This window comes from Streptomyces sp. NPDC005141 (genome assembly GCF_053599975.1).
This window is the reverse complement of the sequence record NZ_JBSFYW010000107.1, coordinates 1-17,143: the sequence shown is the minus strand read 5'-3', so window position 1 is coordinate 17,143 and position 17,143 is coordinate 1. Positions and strand designations below refer to the sequence as shown.

Annotated in this window: 15 protein-coding genes; 6 read left to right on the top strand and 9 right to left on the bottom strand. The window is 67.6% G+C overall.

Annotated elements, in window-relative coordinates; all coding sequences use genetic code 11:
- On the bottom strand, window positions 1-301 hold a 301-nt coding region (locus ACWD68_RS40255), incomplete at its 3' end, for a Ku protein (protein ID WP_451811431.1).
- A gap of 56 nt (window positions 302-357) precedes the next feature.
- Between ACWD68_RS40255 and ACWD68_RS40250 the strand changes: the two genes are divergently transcribed.
- Window positions 358-591 (top strand): hypothetical protein, encoded by a 234-nt coding sequence (locus tag ACWD68_RS40250; protein ID WP_451811430.1) that lies wholly within the window; start codon window positions 358-360, stop codon window positions 589-591.
- 568 nt (window positions 592-1,159) lie between these two features.
- Here ACWD68_RS40250 and ACWD68_RS40245 read toward each other — a convergent pair.
- The 5 genes from ACWD68_RS40245 to ACWD68_RS40225 form a co-directional block, all read right to left on the bottom strand.
- Complete coding sequence (locus ACWD68_RS40245) at window positions 1,160-1,420, bottom strand: hypothetical protein (protein WP_451811429.1); 261 nt, start codon at window positions 1,418-1,420, stop codon at window positions 1,160-1,162.
- Between the two features lie 191 nt (window positions 1,421-1,611).
- The gene (locus ACWD68_RS40240) at window positions 1,612-2,940 is read right to left on the bottom strand and encodes a caspase family protein (RefSeq protein ID WP_451811428.1); all 1,329 of its coding nucleotides are present in this window, start codon (window positions 2,938-2,940) and stop codon (window positions 1,612-1,614) included.
- 79 nt (window positions 2,941-3,019) lie between these two features.
- On the bottom strand, window positions 3,020-4,372 hold the full coding sequence (locus ACWD68_RS40235) for a hypothetical protein (RefSeq protein ID WP_451811427.1): 1,353 nt from the start codon (window positions 4,370-4,372) through the stop codon (window positions 3,020-3,022).
- Between the two features lies 1 nt (window position 4,373).
- The gene (locus ACWD68_RS40230) at window positions 4,374-5,951 is read right to left on the bottom strand and encodes a hypothetical protein (RefSeq protein ID WP_451811426.1); all 1,578 of its coding nucleotides are present in this window, start codon (window positions 5,949-5,951) and stop codon (window positions 4,374-4,376) included.
- A gap of 574 nt (window positions 5,952-6,525) precedes the next feature.
- Window positions 6,526-7,479, bottom strand: coding sequence for a transposase family protein (locus tag ACWD68_RS40225; RefSeq protein ID WP_451811425.1), 954 nt, complete (start codon window positions 7,477-7,479; stop codon window positions 6,526-6,528).
- A 443-nt stretch (window positions 7,480-7,922) separates the two neighbouring features.
- On the opposite strand from ACWD68_RS40225, the gene glsA reads away from it, so the two are divergent.
- From glsA to ACWD68_RS40205, 4 genes are all read left to right on the top strand, one after another.
- Window positions 7,923-8,954: a glutaminase A gene (gene glsA / locus ACWD68_RS40220; RefSeq protein ID WP_451811424.1), complete on the top strand. Its 1,032-nt coding sequence runs from the start codon at window positions 7,923-7,925 to the stop codon at window positions 8,952-8,954.
- 3 nt (window positions 8,955-8,957) lie between these two features.
- Window positions 8,958-9,137: a hypothetical protein gene (locus ACWD68_RS40215; RefSeq protein WP_451811423.1), complete on the top strand. Its 180-nt coding sequence runs from the start codon at window positions 8,958-8,960 to the stop codon at window positions 9,135-9,137.
- A complete protein-coding gene (locus ACWD68_RS40210; protein WP_451811422.1) occupies window positions 9,134-10,576 on the top strand; it encodes an MFS transporter in 1,443 nt (480 codons plus the stop codon). The genes ACWD68_RS40215 and ACWD68_RS40210 overlap by 4 nt, the downstream gene beginning before the upstream one ends.
- A gap of 1,060 nt (window positions 10,577-11,636) precedes the next feature.
- The gene (locus ACWD68_RS40205) at window positions 11,637-12,068 is read left to right on the top strand and encodes an NUDIX hydrolase (RefSeq protein WP_451811421.1); all 432 of its coding nucleotides are present in this window, start codon (window positions 11,637-11,639) and stop codon (window positions 12,066-12,068) included.
- 430 nt (window positions 12,069-12,498) lie between these two features.
- Here ACWD68_RS40205 and ACWD68_RS40200 read toward each other — a convergent pair whose 3' ends face one another.
- Window positions 12,499-12,834 carry a hypothetical protein gene (locus ACWD68_RS40200; RefSeq protein WP_451811420.1) on the bottom strand — a complete coding sequence of 112 codons (336 nt, stop codon included), beginning with the start codon at window positions 12,832-12,834 and terminating at the stop codon, window positions 12,499-12,501.
- Window positions 12,835-13,249: 415 nt separating this feature from the next.
- Window positions 13,250-13,405, bottom strand: a complete 156-nt coding sequence (locus ACWD68_RS40195; protein WP_451811419.1) for a hypothetical protein — start codon at window positions 13,403-13,405, stop codon at window positions 13,250-13,252.
- A gap of 767 nt (window positions 13,406-14,172) precedes the next feature.
- Here ACWD68_RS40195 and ACWD68_RS40190 point away from each other — a divergent pair.
- Window positions 14,173-14,364, top strand: coding sequence for a hypothetical protein (locus ACWD68_RS40190; protein WP_451811418.1), 192 nt, complete (start codon window positions 14,173-14,175; stop codon window positions 14,362-14,364).
- Here ACWD68_RS40190 and ACWD68_RS40185 read toward each other — a convergent pair.
- Window positions 14,338-16,515, bottom strand: a complete 2,178-nt coding sequence (locus ACWD68_RS40185) for an FUSC family protein (RefSeq protein WP_451811417.1) — start codon at window positions 16,513-16,515, stop codon at window positions 14,338-14,340. The two genes, ACWD68_RS40190 and ACWD68_RS40185, sit on opposite strands and share 27 nt — an antisense overlap.
- Between the last annotated feature and the right edge of the window lie 628 nt (window positions 16,516-17,143).

The window sequence follows — 17,143 nt, the reverse complement described above, 5'->3', positions numbered from 1 at the left end:
AGTCCAGGGGCACGAAGGCTTCGATCTCGATGGCTTTCGCTGTGGGCAGCGGTATCTCCCGCAGTTCCTCGTCGAGGACCGGGATGATCGTGTCCATGCCCCACTGGTAGCCCTTGCCGATCTCGGACTGTGCTACCTCGCGGTCCTCGATCTCGCAGATCTTGCGGTTCCGTACCCGGCCCATGTCCTCCAGGTGGACCTGGTGGAAGTGGATGGAGTGGTCCTCCCGGGCGTTGACCACGTGGATCGGCACGGTGACCAGGCCGAAGGAGATGGCGCCGGCCCAGACGGTTCGGGGCATGGGAGACCTCCGCGACAAGCCCCGATGCAGACCGGGACCTCGTCATCACCGCAGTCATGCAGGCTTGCGTTCTCGAAGGTTCGGATCGTGCGCGGGCACTGCTGTACCGAGCCATCGAACTGAACCGTGAAAAACATGAGCCAGAACTCCTTGATGCATTTCGCAGAGTGGAGGAAAGCTTCAAAGCCATGCACGTCTACGGCTTCTCCAAGGAGGAGTTGGATCTCGGGAATGGCCTCATCCGTCTCGGAGCCGTAGGTAAAGTTCTAGGAGTCCGGGCCAAGACCTGATGGAGCCGTTCCCGGGCCGTACGTCCTACCACTCAGGTTCCCGGGGCTGGCCGACTCACTTGGGCGGGAGCGTCTGGCGGGCTGATCCCCCCGGGGCAGGGGGCGTCGCTGTGTCCATACGCGGCCTGCACGGCCGCGGTCGCCTTCTCGTAGGAGTCGGTCGGGATGTCGTCGGCTGTATTCCCACTCCTTCCACGACCTCCCTATCCCTCCTGGCCCGCCTCTGCGGCTGGAAGGGAGTCAGGCCAGCAGTCTGCGGTGGAAGTCGAGGACAGCCCGCACGGCTTTACGAGTCGGGGAAGCCGAAGTCGATGTCAGCATCCGGGTAGCCCAGGACCCGGACGCTGCCTCGGGAAGACTCTCTCCCATTCAGGGGGCTTAGTTCCTGGGATGCGTATGCGCTTGACTCTGAAGGTGTGGTCGAACGCGACTCCGGTCGTGCCGACGCGATTGCCGTCGATGAAGACATCGCCCTGCAAGGAGGTTCCGGGTAGCCGCACATGTCTTTCAGCGGGGTCGTGGGCAGCGAGAGCGCCCACGCCAGGAAGGCCGCGACTGCGGCGACCGGCTACACGATCGGGCATTTGAACGTGAAGCTCTGGTCGGTTGCCATCTGCCGCTGGCTGCGATACGCGAGACCGATCGCCAGCAGTGCCGTCGCCACGGCGAGAACGCCCAGCCAAATCCAGCGCGACACGAAGCTGGCGTCGCAGACCTGTTTGCCGCTCGGGGCAGTCGTGCTGCCCAATGCGGCCAGGACCGCCAGGTATACCGAGATCGTCTCGGTCGGAACGTACTTCGCGAGCTGGGACAGCACGGTACCGGCCACACTCGTACCGTTTTCCTTCCGAGCCGCTTCCCAGCCCGCGCGCGTGGCCTAATCCTCGCTCGCCCCGGCCCCAGCGGCCTTCGCCGCAGCCGTCGCGGCGGTCCTGGCCGCCGTCTGGGGTGAGGCGCCCGGCGTGCCCATGAGCCGTAGAGTGCAGTCCTCGCGCAAGCGACGCGAGACTCATGGTCGGCTCAGATCGTGAACGGGCGTTCGTAGGCGACCGCAGATCCGCCGGCACCGTACGTCATCAAGGTGGGGATCGCGCCGTTCTGGCTGCCGAGCTGCTTGAGCCGGGCGATGAGCTGTTCGCCGTCGCCCGAGTAGTTGCCGTCACCCCACACCGTGACCAGGTGCGAGGTGAACTCGCTGAGAATGTTGCCAGCGAGGGTCGTCTGCGCGTCGAGGCAGGCCGCGAAGCTGACCACCTTCGCTTCGACGACCGTCATTTCCTTCGGGCCGACGAGGTTGCGCACGCCGTCGTACATGGCACGGTTGACGCCCTTGTACGGCGTCTCCCAGGGCTGCAGCAGCTTGCCCGGCGCCTGCGCGGCGTCCGCCTCGAGGTCGGCGAACAGTTGGATGATCTCCTTCGACTGGATGCTGAGTTCCGCCGGCTCGGTCGGCCGCAACTCGTCCGGGTCGAGCTCGTCGGCGAACGCCTTGCTGAGCTGTTCGTCGGTCAGCGGCTCGGCACTGCGGGCCGCGGGCACCTCGTCGCTGCCGACCTGTTGCCGGGAGACCGGCACCGTGGCGAGCGCGACTTCCAGTTGCTTGAAGGAACTGCCGAGATCTTTGACCCGGACGTCCTTGATCGCTTTGCGGCCGATGGTGATCTGATCCTTCGCCTTGGCTGCGGTGGCGCTGTGGCAGCTGTCGAAGACCAGGAACACTCGCACCCCGGCGCGGAACTCGCCTAGCAGCAGGTGCAGTTCGTCGTCGACGAGCATCCGGTCGTAGAGGCAGAGGGTTTCGTCCATGCCGTCGGGCTCGTCGTCGGTGCCGCTGTTCGGGATCTGGCCGCCGTGGCCGGAGAAGGACAAGAGGAACGCGTCGCCCTTGAACAACGCCTCGGTGGCCGTGCGGATCGCCGCGGTGACGTTGACGACAGTCGCATCTTCGTCGGCGAGCACGGACCCGCTGTAGCCGAGGTTCTCGGCCATGCGCTGCATGGCCTTGGCGTCGTTGACGCAGGATGCCAGCACAGCGACCGTGTCGCCGTAGTGGGCCGGGTCCAGTTTGTTCACGCCGACATGCAGGCTCATTCCGGACGGTGTCCGCACGACGTCACCGGAGAAGATCGTGTCGAGCTGGGTCATCGTCTGCTTGCCGGCGAAACCGTCGGCGTACAGACCGTAGTCGCGCTGGAAGGTTTCGACGGCGGTCGCGGTTCGGGGGCCGAACATGCCGTCCACCTGGGCCTGCAACAGGTATGCGTCGCTGAGGTCGGCCAGCGCGCTCTGGATCGCGCGGACAGCGCCGCGGTGTGTCTCACGCAGGCCGATGGGTCGGACGTTCGACATTGCAGCCTCGAGCCGCTCACGGGTGCTTGCGGTCGTACGACGCGTGAATCGTCCTGCAGTCAACACGGTCCTCCACCTTTCATTGCCATTGATACTGGTCGTTGGGCCGGGGCGAGACCGGCACGGTTACGCAGCCGAAACCGACCACGCCGGCCCCGGCAGCGAGGTCTGCCACGCCGGGTTCGGCAGGTGTCGGTTCGGGGGTGAGCGTGCCCCCGTCGACGGTCCGCGCGATGGCGAGCCGGGCCAGCCATTCCGAGCGGTCCAGGGGTATCTGGAACCGCTGGACCAGGGCCGGGTCCCGGTGCCGCATGGAGATCCCGCCGAAGGCCGCGCTCCCGGCCGGTACGAGCTGCGCGGTCCGCCCGGCGACCACCCCGCCGGAGTTGCCCGCACCGAGCACGGCGGTCCGGGCCGGCGAGACGACGCGGAGCGGGCTGCCGTGGAACGGCGGCTTGAAGGGTGGGAACGGTCCTAGCTGCCAGCGGGGTCGCGGTGGCGGCGCGGCCGTCAGGCCGATGATGGTCGCGGCGTAGACCGTCTGGACGTATGCCGGGATCGAGCCGTTGATCCCGTCGCCGCCGGAGACGAGTTCGCCGCCGGGCAGCCGCCAGTCGTCGCGCTTGAGTAACTGGGCGAATGGCCATGGCCGCAGGGTCTCGATCATGGTGTAGGCGAAGCGGCACTTGGCGGCGCTGGCCGAGGCAACCATGACCGGCGCCCCGGGGAAGGCCTTCGCCGCGCAATCAGCGAGTTCGGCGAACGTGGCCTCGGCGATGGTCCAGGTGGCGCAGTTCGCCGCGGACAGCGGATAGAAGGAGGTGGGGGCGTAACTGATCTCCCCGGCGCTGAGCAGCGCGGTCTCGTCGAGCTGTGCCCGGCACGACATCGCCTCGACGACCGAGGACCGCGAGGCCAGCCGGGTCAGATCGGCGAGCGCGTGCTCCACCTCGTTCTTGAAGCCGAGCACCAGCCAGTCGCCGAGCGCGGCCTGCTGCACCTCCACAGCGGCCCCGGCGTCCTGCAACGACTGGACCACCGAGCTCATCTCCAGGTACGCGTTGTACTGCGCGGAGGTGTGCAGCCCGTCCTTGTCGGTGACGTACAGAACCCGGCGGGCGGCGTCGAGTTCGTTGGCTTCCGCGTCGGTCAGCGCCCGGCGGGCGAAGGCCATCCGGTCGAGCACCGCCGACATCTGCTCCCACAGCGGCGCACCCGGCCCGAACGGCTCGGCAACCGCCCCTTTGCGGGGGACCAGGTTCGCCATCCGCACGAGTTCCGCCTCGCGGCTCGCGTCGAGGGTGGCGAGGAGCGGCAGGACCGCGGTCGGCGTGAACTGCACCGGTGAAGCCGGGACCACGGCGAAGCCGTCGTACGACCGCCGCTGGTCTATCCATGCCGCGAGGGCCACGTGCACACCGAGCGGTTCCACGTCACTCGCCGACCCACTTCTTGATGTCAGGCGACGGGTCGGCGGCCTTCGGAATCTTGGTACTGAGGAATGCCATCAGCTGGATGCCGTTCATTGTCACCGAGGAACCGTCGAACGTGAACGACTGCTCGCTCGAGTTGTTCGTCTGCCCGTACTTGCCACCGATGCAGAACGGCCCGATGCCGACGAACCCGCCGCCTTCGATGTGGTCGGCGTGCTGCTTGACATGCGCGGCGACCTCGCGGCTGTGGACGGTCAGGTTCCGGACGAACAGCGCCGCGGTCGGGTAGGCGATCATCGCGCCCGCCGGATGCTCCGCGCCGTTGGAGTGCAACGGCGGGTAGCCGAGCAGTTCGAAGCCGGGCTTGGGCCGCCATCCACGTGCCCAGAACCAGTTCGCGTTGAAGGCCGGCCGTACGATCTGCACCTGGGTGTAGTCGAACTTGATGCCGAATGACTTACCGGTCATGTCGACCTCGAAGTCTTCGCGCCCGCCGCCGCCGGCCGCGCCCACGTTGAAGAGGCCGAGGGAGAAACCGACCGTGGCGCTGCCCTGTCGGGTGGAACTGGTCGACTTGGTATGTGACTCGACGTGCTGCTCCTCGTAGACCGCCCAGTTCGGGTTGCGGGCGAAGCTGCCGGGCACGACGGTCGCGGGGAAGAACGGATAGCCGAACGAGCCGTTGACATTGTTGTCGATCTCGACGACGTCGCTCTTCAGCCGGTTCCACCAGAGCAGCATCGAGGTGCCGAGAATGTGGTCGATGGTCGCCTGGGCCGTCTCGATGTCGTCCTTGAATCCCCGCCCCACCCAATCCTGCAGGGCTTGCTTCGCCCGTGCCCGGTAGATGCCGCCGCTGCGGTTCCACTCGATCCGGTCGGCGGCGCTGCCGGTCTGCGAACGTGCCAGCCGGGCGGCGTAGTCGATGACGGCGTTCTCGTACTTCGTCCGGTACTCCTCGTACGCAAGGGTCGCCTTGGACGGGCGGATCTCCTTGGTCTTCGCGCCAGTGAGGAAGTTCTCGACCTCGACCTCCTCCTGCAGCAGCGCGCGCATCCGTTCGATGATCTTCTGTTCGTTCTCGGAGAGCTGGTCGTCGGCGACCTCGCAGTTGTTCAGCGTGTCCGCGTAGGTCTGCGACAGCGTCCGTCCCGCCTGCGCGTAGACGACCTGGGTGTGCTTATACCTCGAACCTGGATCGCGCTTACGCTCCCATCGGGACCCACCGTCCGGACTGTCCAGTGGAATGAAGTCGACCATGCGCGACCAGTTCTCCCACGTGCCGAGAAGGTGGCTTTGGTACATGGCTTTGGCCTCCGCGACCGCCTGCGCCTGGTCCATCCCCGGCGTGTCTCCCTTGATCGTGTCGACCAGGGTCTTGAAGAAGGGGAGGGTCAAGGGCGACGGCCCGGCGAACGGGCCCGCAACGGCGAAGTCGAATTCGGACTCGTGCAAGACCATCGACGGCATCATCCAGTTGATCATCGTGTTCTGTGGGATCGGCAGTTCGGCGTCACCGCCGGTCAGTCCGGCGTAGAGCTCGTCGATGACGATGCCCATCAACTCGTCCAGCTTCATGCCCGTGCCCCCTCCTCGGTCCAGCAATCCAGTGCGTCAACCAGCCCAGTCTGTGCGCGAATATGAGGTGCACGCTTCCGGGATATCCCTATGGCATCCCTAACCTCCAGATGCCCGACGATTGCTGCGGTCGCGTCAGCCCCAAATGCCACAGCGGTAATCAATCTATTGATCCCCTGATTCTCTGTTTCGGTCGAGAGTGATGTGCGGCCAGACACCGCGACAAGCTCGAATACGTTGCCATCTCTGACGCTATGGACAGTCAGGCCGAGATCACTTCCGCTATTGATGAACGCCACAAGAGCTAGATCATCTTGGCCTATCGGTGGGACCCTTTGATCGAAGCCCGCCGGGAGTCCTGCAGTGCCTTCTATAGTCGGACCAGCGTCCCTTACACCCTGTGCCCTTCGGTATTAGGATCGCCACACTGCCACAGACCGCGTGCACCCCTGCTGCACGGCCAGAACGCCCGGATATGACCCTGGTTGAATCGATAGTCCTCCATCATGCCGTCCATGGACATGCGACGAATTGCTTAAATTTACGGCGCATATCCCAAGAGTCTCACTGAGCCCTAGTGTCTCGTGATCCTGTTTGCGTCACTTTGGGTTGTTCGCGACGAGCTTCTTGATGTTGGTCTGGACGAGTCGCACCTTCGCCAGGATCTCGCCGGCGGGTCGCGGTCCAAGTGAAGGGCCTTGCCTCGGAGTTCCAGGAGTCGATGTAGTTGTGGATCTGCGTGATCAGGGCGTTGACGCTCGCGAAGGTGCTGCGGCGGATCGACTGCCTGGTCAGGCTTCCGAACCAGGTCTCGATCTGATTGATCCAGGAAGACCCGACGGGGGTGAAGTGAAAGTGGACGTGGGAGTTCTTGGCCAGCTATGCCTTCACCTCCGGCGTGGTGTGGGTGGAGAGGTTGTCCAGGACGACATGGATCTCCTTTCTCGCATGCGGCTTTCACTGCCTTCTTCAAAAAGGCCAGGAAGTTCTGTAAAAAGGCCAGGAAGTTCTGTCCGTTCCGGCTCGGCTTGCACTCGCCGATGACTTTGCCGGTGCCGACGTTGAGGGTGGCGAACAGGTTCGTGGTGCCGTGCCGGACGTAGTCGTGGGTGCGCTTCTCGGTGGCCGCGAAGGCGACCGGCAGGACCGGCTGAGTGCGGTCCAGTGCCTGGATCATCGAGAGCGCGACCGCGCCACCGGGCGGAGCGAGGTAAAGCCCGACCACATCGGCGACTTTCTCCGCGAACGCGGGGTCCTTGGAAATCCTGAAGGTGCCGCTGCGATGCGGCTTGAGTCGCTCCTCGCGCCAGAGAGCATTCGCAGACCACTGGCCGATCGCCGCATAAGAGCGCGCGCCGGCGACCACCGCCGAAGCGGTAACCAGCAGCACCGCCACGAACGGGTAGCGCACACCGCGCCGCCGACGCGGATCGGGCAGCACCCGCAGCCGCTCCGCCAGCGAGAGCCCCGCCACAACCTCCAGAGCGGGCGACTTGACGAGGCAGACGGTGGCAGACTGACGGCACATCGAAGCTCCAGCGGTTCAAGGCGACTTGGCAAGGTCACCTCGTTCAACTGGAGCTTCGATGCGTACGAGACGGGCAGACCCGGACCCTCCAAAGCACCTCGTGTGACAGCGCCTTGGTAACAGTCGTGGCGCGGCGATCTTGGTCAGCGGCACGGTGCCGACATGGTTGCCCTGACCCTCGCGGCGGATACCACCACAGCGATGGTCAGCCCCGGTGAGTGGTCGCGCGCGGAAGCAGGGGCTGCTCTGCGCCGCTGTCTCACCCCGACATGCCGGATCCATGCTCTGTGCGCACGATAAGGCCTTGTATCCGATAGATTCCTTTAGTAGATATTTGTTCGTTTTAGAGATGATTCATTCCAACTGCCCTCGGCGGAAGGCGGTCGAGGCAGGGACCATCGGATGCGGCCCCGACCGCGCGCGTCACGAGAGCGGGGGCAGTGATGGAAAGCGTGATCCATGATCCGCGCGATGCCGTCAGTGACACGGCCGAGCAGGCGGCGGTGTCCACCGGAAGACTGCCGGGCGCGGCGACGGTGGAGGGGGTCCTGAGCGCGGCGCACCGCCGGTTCCTCGGCGACGGCGGCGGAAGCGTGGCCGACTACATTCCGGTGCTCGCCGAGGCTGACCCGGACCTGTTCGCCATCGCGGTGGCCGACGTGGCGGGCGGCGTCCACGCCGTCGGCGACGCGGACCACTGCTTCTCGATCCAGTCGATCTCGAAAGCCTTCGTCTTCGCCCTGGTCGACCAGGCACTCGGCCACGAGATGGTGCGCCGCCGCGTCGGTGTCAACGCCACCGGCTTGCCGTTCAACTCGATCCTGGCAATCGAGCTCAACCACGGCAGCCCGATGAATCCCATGGTCAACGCGGGCGCGATCGCCACCACCGCCCTGGTGCCAGGCCGCGACCGGGAGGAACGCTGGGAGTTCGTCCGGCAGGGACTGTCCCGTTTCGCCGGCCGCGAGCTGCACCTGGACGAGCGGGTGTACGCCTCCGAGGCCGCCTCGAACCAGCGCAACGAATCCATCGCCCGCCTCCTGGACAGCTACGGCGTGATCGACGGCGACCCGATCGAGATCACGGACGTCTACACCCGGCAGTGCTCGCTCGCCGTGAGCACACGCGATCTCGCGCTGATGGGGGCCACGCTGGCGGACGGGGGCGTCAACCCCCTGACCGGGGAGCATGTCGTGGACGCCACGGTGTGCCGCGACGCGCTCGCAGCCCTCACGACGGCGGGCCTGTACGAGCGCAGCGGCGACTGGCTGTACGAGATCGGCATGCCCGGTAAGAGCGGGGTGTCCGGCGGGATCCTCACTGTCGCGCCTGGCAAGGCGGGCATCGCCGTGTTCTCCCCCCGACTGGACGGCGCCGGCAACAGCGTCCGCGGCCAGCGTGCCACTCACCACCTGTCCGGTGCGCTCGGCCTCAACCTCTTCGCCTCCACCTCGCACCCGAGAACGGGGTCCTGAACCATGGCATCCTCGCCCTCCATCTTTGATCCCTCCGCGGAGACGAAGAACTCCTGGGCGCCTCTGGTCGCCATCGCGCTGGCCCAGGTCCTGATGTCGATCAACGTCAGTGCCCTGCCCATCTCGCTCAGCGGCATGGTCGAATCCTTCGACGTCTCCCCACGATCAGCACCGGCATCGTGACCTACGGACTGGTGGTGGCCGCGCTGGTGATGACCGGCGCCAAACTGGGGCAGAAGTTCGGCTGGGTCCTGGTCTTCCGGATCGTCATCGTCGTGTTCGCCGGCGCGATGGTGCTGATGTTCCTCGCCCCGAGCTCCTGGGTGATGATCACCGCGCAGGGGATCGCCGGGGCAGCGGCCGCGATCATCGTCCCGGCGCTGGTCGCGCTGATCGCCGAGAATTACCACGGCTCGCAGCAGGCGACCGCGGTGGGCTCCCTCGGCTCCGCCCGCGCCGCCTCCGGCGTCACCGCGTTCCTGCTGGGCGGCCTGCTGGGCACGTACGTCGGCTGGCGCCCGGTGTGGATGATCCTGACCGGACTGGCCGCAGTCGTCTTCGCGCTCAGCTTCAGACTGCGCTCGGACAACGCCGACCGCACGGTGCGCATCGACGTCGTCGGCGCGGTCCTCATCGGCGGCGCCATCGTCGCCCTGACCATCGGCTTCAACAACTTCAATGCCTGGGGCGCGCTCGTGGCGAGCCCCGAGGCCCCTTTCTCCGTCCTGGGCATGTCCCCCGCGATCGTGCTGCTGGTCGTCGGGGTCATGCTCGGGCAGCTGTTCTTCGTCTGGACCCGGCGCCAGGGCCGCATCGGCGCGACCCCGCTGATCAGCCTGTCCGTCATCGGCTCCAAAAGCGAACGATCCGCCGTCTACGCCCTGTTCATCGTGGTCGCCCTCGAAGCGGCACTGAACTTCACCGTCCCCCTCTACATCCAGATCGTGCAGGGCAACACCCCGCTGACCACCTCGTTCGCGATGATCCCGTTCAACCTCACGGTCTTCTTCGCCGCGATGCTCGTCGTGCGGCTCTACAACCGATACTCCTCGCGCACCATCGCCCGCATCTCGTTCCTGCTCACCACCACAGCTCTGGTCTGGCTCGCCTTCGTCGTCACCAACAACTGGGAGACCTTCCCGACAATCATCGGCCTGATCGTCTTCGGCGCCGGCCAGGGCGCGCTGGTGACCCTCCTGTTCAACGTGCTCGTCACCGCGTCCCCCAAGGAGCTGGCTGGCGACGTCGGCTCGCTGCGCGGGACCACCCAGAACCTCGCCTCGGCCGTGGGCACGGCGCTGGCCGGCGCGATGCTGGTCGGGGTGCTCGGCATGATCGTCGCCAACGCCCTGAGCGGCTCGGCTCTGCCCGAGAACCTGCATCGCGAGTCCGGCCTGAAGAACACCAACTTCGTCAGCAACAACGCCCTCCACGACACCCTCGCCGACACCGCCGCCGCCCCCGAACAGGTCGACGAAGCCGTCCGGATCAACTCCGACGCGCGCCTGCGCGCCCTCAAGATCGGTCTGCTGGTCCCGGCCTCGATCAGCGCGCTGGCCATCGTGCCCGTCCGCAACCTGCCGAACTACACGCCCGACGAGATTCCCGACCCCAGGCCCTGACCGCGACGGCTTGCCGCCCACCATCGCGGCCCGCCAACCAATCCCGCGAGCATCTTGGGCGCTGCCGCCGGCGGGACGCTGACATAGACCGCGGGCAGGGCCTGGAGTCCGACTTCCCCTCGGTGATGGACGATTCCGTGGAGGGCCGCGCCGAGTGCACCTGCGGCAGGGCCCTGAAGAGCGACTTCGCTGACAGCGACCGGGTCGAGACCGGCCACGACTGCACCGCCGACCGGTAACACCACCGCCCACGGGGCGGCCCGCGACACGGTCCGCCCCGCCCCACTTCGCGAAGGAGAGCCCGGATGCGCGGCAGCGGCTACAACCTGCTGACCCAACTCCTGCTGGCCGCCGGCCACACTCCCGAACAGGTCGGCGCGCCGCCCTCGCCAGCACCCCGCCGACCACGACGAAGGCGATGACGCACGAGCACGACAGCCAGGAGCACGGGCTGCTCGGCGAGGTCCACAACCGCGTCCGGCGTCGGGAGGCCGGGATGACCCTGGAAGGCGTAGAGCAGATCCTGGCCGCTGCCCACTACGGCGCGCGCGACGCCAACCGGCACGCCGGCGCCTCCAAACCGCTCTGGCCTGCGGACTCATGTGATCACCAGGACTTTGAAACGCCCCTGCCCCCGCGGGGCCTCTGGCCCTTCTCCTTGAAGATCCCCGTACTGCGAACGGCTGACAACCTACCTGCGGGCTTCTCGACCCGACCGAACCGGGCACCGTGGCCGTCCTCGCCGCAGCGGATGCGCTGTGCCGCGCCTGGATGCCCCAGGCCTACGACCTGATCGTGTATTGCCGGGACCGCTACGACCAGAAGGCCGGCGGCGACCTCATGCGCGCAAAGGTCCTCGGCATCCAGGACGCATCCGACACCGCCATCCACGAAGAGTGCCGCGCCACGGGCGTACCGATGCTGGAGTTGCCCACGGGCCTGACCGTTTCTGAGCGTGTCCAGTGGACCATGGAACGCGTTGGAGACGTGGGGCTGTTGGCCATCTGCCCGGCTAGAGTCCCCTGCCGGAAAGGGCCCACCGGTCGGAGGACAAAGCACCGTGCCCCAACAGCCCGTGAACGACGTGATGCTCATCCTGGAGCGCAACGGCACCGTGTGCCTTGCCGAGCGGCAGGGCACCGGCTACGCCGACGGCCTGCTCAACCTGCCCTCAGGGAAGCTCGACGAGGGCGAGGACGTCTTCGATGCCGTGATCCGGGAGGGCCTGGAGGAGACCGGCGTCATTGTCGAACGGGACGCACTACGAATCGTGCACGTCATGCATTTCCGCAATCCCGAGGGCGAGCCCCGCATCGGCTGGTTCTTCGCCGCCCGCCACTGGAAGGGTGAGCCCCGCAACATGGAACCCCACAAATGCGCGGGCCTGTCCTGGCATCCCAGTGATCACCTTCCGGAGAACACCGTCCCGTACAACGCGCTGGGCATCGTGCACTACCTCAAGGACGAACCGTTCTCCGTGCACGGCTGGTAGAGACCTGCGTCGAGCTCGAGGTTCAACAAGGGCTGCCGTTGCGCCCACCACTTGCTGCTGGTGTCCCAGGCATGGGAGGGATCCGGCCCTGAGCGGCCGAGTGACCCACGGCTGCCGTAGCGCACTGGGACGGCAAGGCGCCCATTCCCTCGGCAACAACAGGGACAGCAGCACCTCACAGGCTGCTGCCCTCGCCTGCGATGACGCTCATCTGGGCCGGCTGCTCGACGGGCTTTCCGCCCGGGTGCGGCGGCTGGTCATCGTGCGCCGACCACGGCGATGCCTACGGGAACAAGGGAAGGAAGCGGCCCGGCGTCCGACTCCGGCTGCCGCAGCGGATCTGATGCGATCGTAGACAAGCTGGCGATGACTCTCGATGCTGGCGATCGCGCCTCCACGGCGACGGCCGTGTCAGTGGCGCCTAAGTGGGTTAGACGGTTGCGCAGATCGACCAGGGCCTTGAGGGAACCGTCGTCTGGGGCGATCGGGTTCGCGATCCGCCCTCGTCACGCAGCCGCTCGAGGGCGTCCTTTGTACCGACGCTCTTGAAGTCGCCCAGGCGGTGCAACCGCTCGTCGAACTTCTCCCGCTTCACCCAGACCAGGGCCGCGTCGTGCAGTTCCAGACGAGCCTTGAACAGGGTCTCGGCCGCGAACTGCAGGTGCAGCACCGCGTACTTCAGCGCGCGGCCCTTCGGCTCACCGACCAGGGAGCTGACCGAGCTGTGCAGGTAGTCCAGACCGTTGATGATGACTGGGAAATACATGTCCCCGCGGTTGCCCAATCCTGCCCCCCGATGGCTGGTGGCCGTCCCCTGCTGCTCCAGCATGCTGCCCAGGAACCGTCGCCACCCTACGAGTTCTCTGCGGCCCCGGGCCAGGTGGGTAACCAGTCCCTCGGGATCCGGTCCTGCGAATCACGACATCTCTTGCGTGTTCTCTTGCGACATCTCTTGCGGCATCTCTTGCGCGAGAACGGAGGCCGGTGCTGGCATCCGCGCAGTTCACCACAGGTTGCCGCCTGTGGTCGGGGTGCTGACATCCCCTCTGGAGCCGCTTTTCCCAGGCCGGTTGAAGAAGAATGAGGAGAGAGGTGGGACGGCGAGGACGAGCAGCGGCCACAGGGACGGCGACACCGATTGACCAATGGCGGGCAGCCGCTGCGCCAGCCACCCATGGCGGTCATGCTAATCCCGCACCGCGCTCCTGCTCGAACCGTTCACGCGCCTCGTTCACGGCGCGCTGCCAGCTGCGGGCGATGCCGCCGTGCTCACGCGCGATTTCGGCGGCCAGGCCGTGACGGTGTCCGCCGATCCGGCGCAGTGCGTCCAGCGCCATCTCCACGGACAGTTCGCGTTGTTCGCGTCCGAGGCCGCCTCCGCGGGCCCTTGCCCGCCTCCCGGGCGCCGGCCCGACCCGAGGGACGCGGTACCGACATCCTGCCGCCAGGCCGCCCAAAAGCTCTCCACAGCCTGCTGATCGAAGTACAGCGTCCGGCCGACCATACACACGGGATCCGGGTGGCGCAGGTGCTCGGGGCGCCGGTTGCGCTTGAAGCAGATCACCGCGAGGGTTCTGGTGGCGTCGCCGCGCAGAGCAGTTGCCCCCTCAACGGGGGGAGCCCCGCCCGGTTCTTGGGTTCTACTGATCGTCGCAACACCCGACCCCCCCGGGTAGGCGATGAAGGGCAGAAGCACAGCCGGGGGCGCCCGAACGGCAGAAGGGTGCCCCCCGAGGTCAAGCAGAGATTTCTCGACCTGATACAGGAAGGCGTGAGCATCAGAGAGGGCGGTGTGCGTACCCGCCTCGTCGGCCGCGCTGCGCCGCCTGCTCGAGGATGTGCCGGCGCGTCCATGCCCTTTTGCCGAGGGCGTCGTGCATGGTGGCTCGGGAGCGGATGGCTGCCTCGTCGGTGCCGTCGGTGGAGAACAGGCCGCTGCTGAATTCCCTGTGGCCGCGCTACTGCCGCTGGCCCGGGTCTGGTGCGTGTAGTCCGGGGGACCCCACAGGATGTCGGTGCGCGGGTAGCGGGTCGGCACCACCTGCGAGATGTCGGCGCAGTCGTGGTCGGTGGTCGGGCGGTTGTGCTGGTGGGTGTTGATGGCGTGCCGGAGAAGTCCTTCCGGTGGAACGTCGAGGGGATCGAACTGCTCATCCTGGCGTGGCTGATCCTCGTGATGGCGACAGAGGCGTACGTGTGGCGGCGCTCGACGCGGCCGGGAGACTACTTCCCGCTCCAGGAGGCGCGGCGCTTCCCGTCGCCGGAGTCGTCACCCACCCCGGTGCGCGGGTCCTGATCCGTCACCTTCCGCCGCCACGGCTGCCCGCATCCGCTGCTCCTCGCGAGCGGAGCCGACGTCCCGTTCCAGGGGTGTGCGGCTCACGGCCGTCGCGAGGTCCTCCAAGGCTTGCTTCTGCAGTTCCGCCCCGCGCCGCACCACCGGGCTTCGGTCCCCGGCGGCGGCGTCCTCCCACGCGTGGAGCGCCTCCTCCACGCGCCCCCAGTCCGGATTCCTGTGCTCGCGCACGTCGACTGCCGCCTGCGCGGTGTCCGCCTCCAGGGCCTCGGCGAACCGCTCCGCCTCGGGGACGAAATGGCTGTCGGCCCGCGGGACGTGGCTCTCCATGAGCATCGCCGCCCGGCCGAACCCCTTGAGCGCTTCCTGCGCCTCCTGCGCCTCGCGCGACGTCAGACCCCTGGGGCGGACCGGTTCCTGCCTTGCCTGGTCGTATGCCTCCTGCCAAGCGGCACGTGCCTTCCTGCTCGCCAGCAGTGCCCTGCGCATGTCGGCGTGATGCTCCCGGGTCGGTTCGGCGTAGCTGCGGAGCACCGCGGCCGCGTAGCGGCCGTTGGCGGCGAGCCAGTCCGCAAGCCGGCCCGGCAGCCGGGGTGTCTCCCATGCGGGGAACACCACGTACGCCAGCATTGCCAGGGCCCCGCCGAGCAGGGTGAGCATCACCCGCTCCGGGACCGTCTGCTCCCATGCCTGGCCGCCCATGCCGAGCAGGAAGACGACGTACGCGGCAGTGAAGCACTGGGAGTAGGCGTAGCCGGTACGGTTCAGCGTGTACGACAGGCCCGCCGAGACCACCGCCAGCGCGCCGAACACATGGGCGTCCGGGCCCAGGGCCCGCACCATCCCGGTGGCGAGCGCGACCCCTGCCAGGGTCCCGGCTAGACGGGCCACCGCGCGCGCGTACGTCCGGTGGAAGTCCGGCCGCATCACCATCACCGAGGTGATGGGCGCCCAGTAGCCGTGGCCCAGGGGTAGCCGGGCGGCGATCAGGTAGCCGAGCGTGGCCACCGCCGCCAGGCGGACGGCGTGCCGGAACACGGGCGAGTCCCGGCGGAGCTCACGGCGGACCGCCCGGACGACGACCGGGACCAGCCGGAACATTGTCGGGCGCACCAGGAGCTGGGCGTTCGTCGAGCCGGCCGGCGTGGGCGTCCTCAGGGAGACGCTGCCGCTCCCGGCGATCTCCAACGCCTCGGCGAGCAGTTCCACGAGCCGCTCGGCGGCCTGCCGCGCGGGGCCCTCCAGCACCTCGTGCTCCTTGTCGACACGCAGGACGTCCGTGCTCCCGGGCCGCACCTCGGCGGGAGTGCCGCGGCGGATCGAACGAGCGGCCGCATCCAGGACGTCGGCGGCCGCGTCGAGCAACTCTCGCGCGCGGTCCCTCCCGGGTCCCTCCGCCGGGGCGCCGACGCGCGGGTCGGCGAGCGCGGCGACGACCGGCAGAATGCGCTCGGCGAGTCCTCGGGGGCCGTGGAGGACGGGGGGACGGGTGCGGGCTTGTGATGGCGTCACGGCGGCCGCGTCCCGGGCCGTCATCAATGGCTCCGGGTCGAACGGGGCGGTCGGGTCGTGCCGCAACCGGCGGGCGTGGTCCGCCACGGCGGCCAGGGCGTCGGCGAGCGCGTCACGATGTGCTCCCCAACGCCGGATCGGGAACAGCAAGATCAGCACGGCCTGCGTCACGCCCCCGAGTGCGATGACCCCGGCGTGCTCCAGGGCTCGCCCGACGCTCGTGGGCAGGGTGATGGTCACCAGCATGCTGCCCACGGTCGTCGCTGCGACGATCCCTGCGGTCGATCCGACGGCCCACGCCATTCCCGCGGCAAAGGCCCATACGGCCAGCAGTGGGAGGAACGTCACGAGTCGCCCCGCGGCCAGGTAGCCTACGAAGGTGCTGAGCGCCAGACCCGCGCCCGCGCCGAGCGCGATCACCTTGCGTGGACGCCAGGTGCGCTGGAACGTGGCCCCACCCGCGGAGTAGGCACCGAGGGCGGCGGACGCGGCATACGCAGGGGAGACGAGCCACAGCGCCGGCCCGACGACGATCGCGACCCCAGCGGCCGTGCGCAGTGCGAGCAGGGGCTCCAGCCGCGTCTCCTCGATCGTGAGCCCGGATCGCACGACCTCTCCGAAGGCCCGCAGCCACGTCACGGGTGTGAGCCTAGCCGGAACACCCTGCCGGGTCGCATCGGCCTGCCCGGCGATAGCCTGCTATGTCTCTCGACGCTTTGCCCCTGGAGTTCAGCAGCTGCGGGGAAGCTTCACTTACTGGACAGCCTGAGGCCGCCGGGGGAGGGTGTGTGGAAGACCAGGATGCCGTGTTCTGCTGACGGAGGCAGGAGACCGGAAGACGGAGACGGTCCGTGCGATCCGGACGGTCACCGCTCTCAGCCTGTGGAACAGCAAGCTTCTGTTGGACAGTGCGCCCGTAGGGTCACAGAACCCGACTGAGTTGAAGCCGCCCAAGACGCGGCCGGGATCCTTGAGGCCGCGGGTGCCCACGCGACAGTGGCGTGCGACTGGTGCGACCGAACCATCACACGCATGGTCGGCCGGCTCGACCCGGCCTCATGTAGTGGGCCATGGCCTCCCGAGACCTGCCGGGCAAGTTGCCCCCCAGCAACGGACTGGGTCCGGCCACTCCTGACGAACTCCCAGCTCAATCTGGGAGACACGCTCTAGTCGCAATGCCGTTGCTTTTGTCGTGGGCGTAGGCTGGTTGGCAGTGGGTTCCGGGGGTGGTTGGGGTGGCTGCGAGCGCGTCGGACTTATCGGGTCT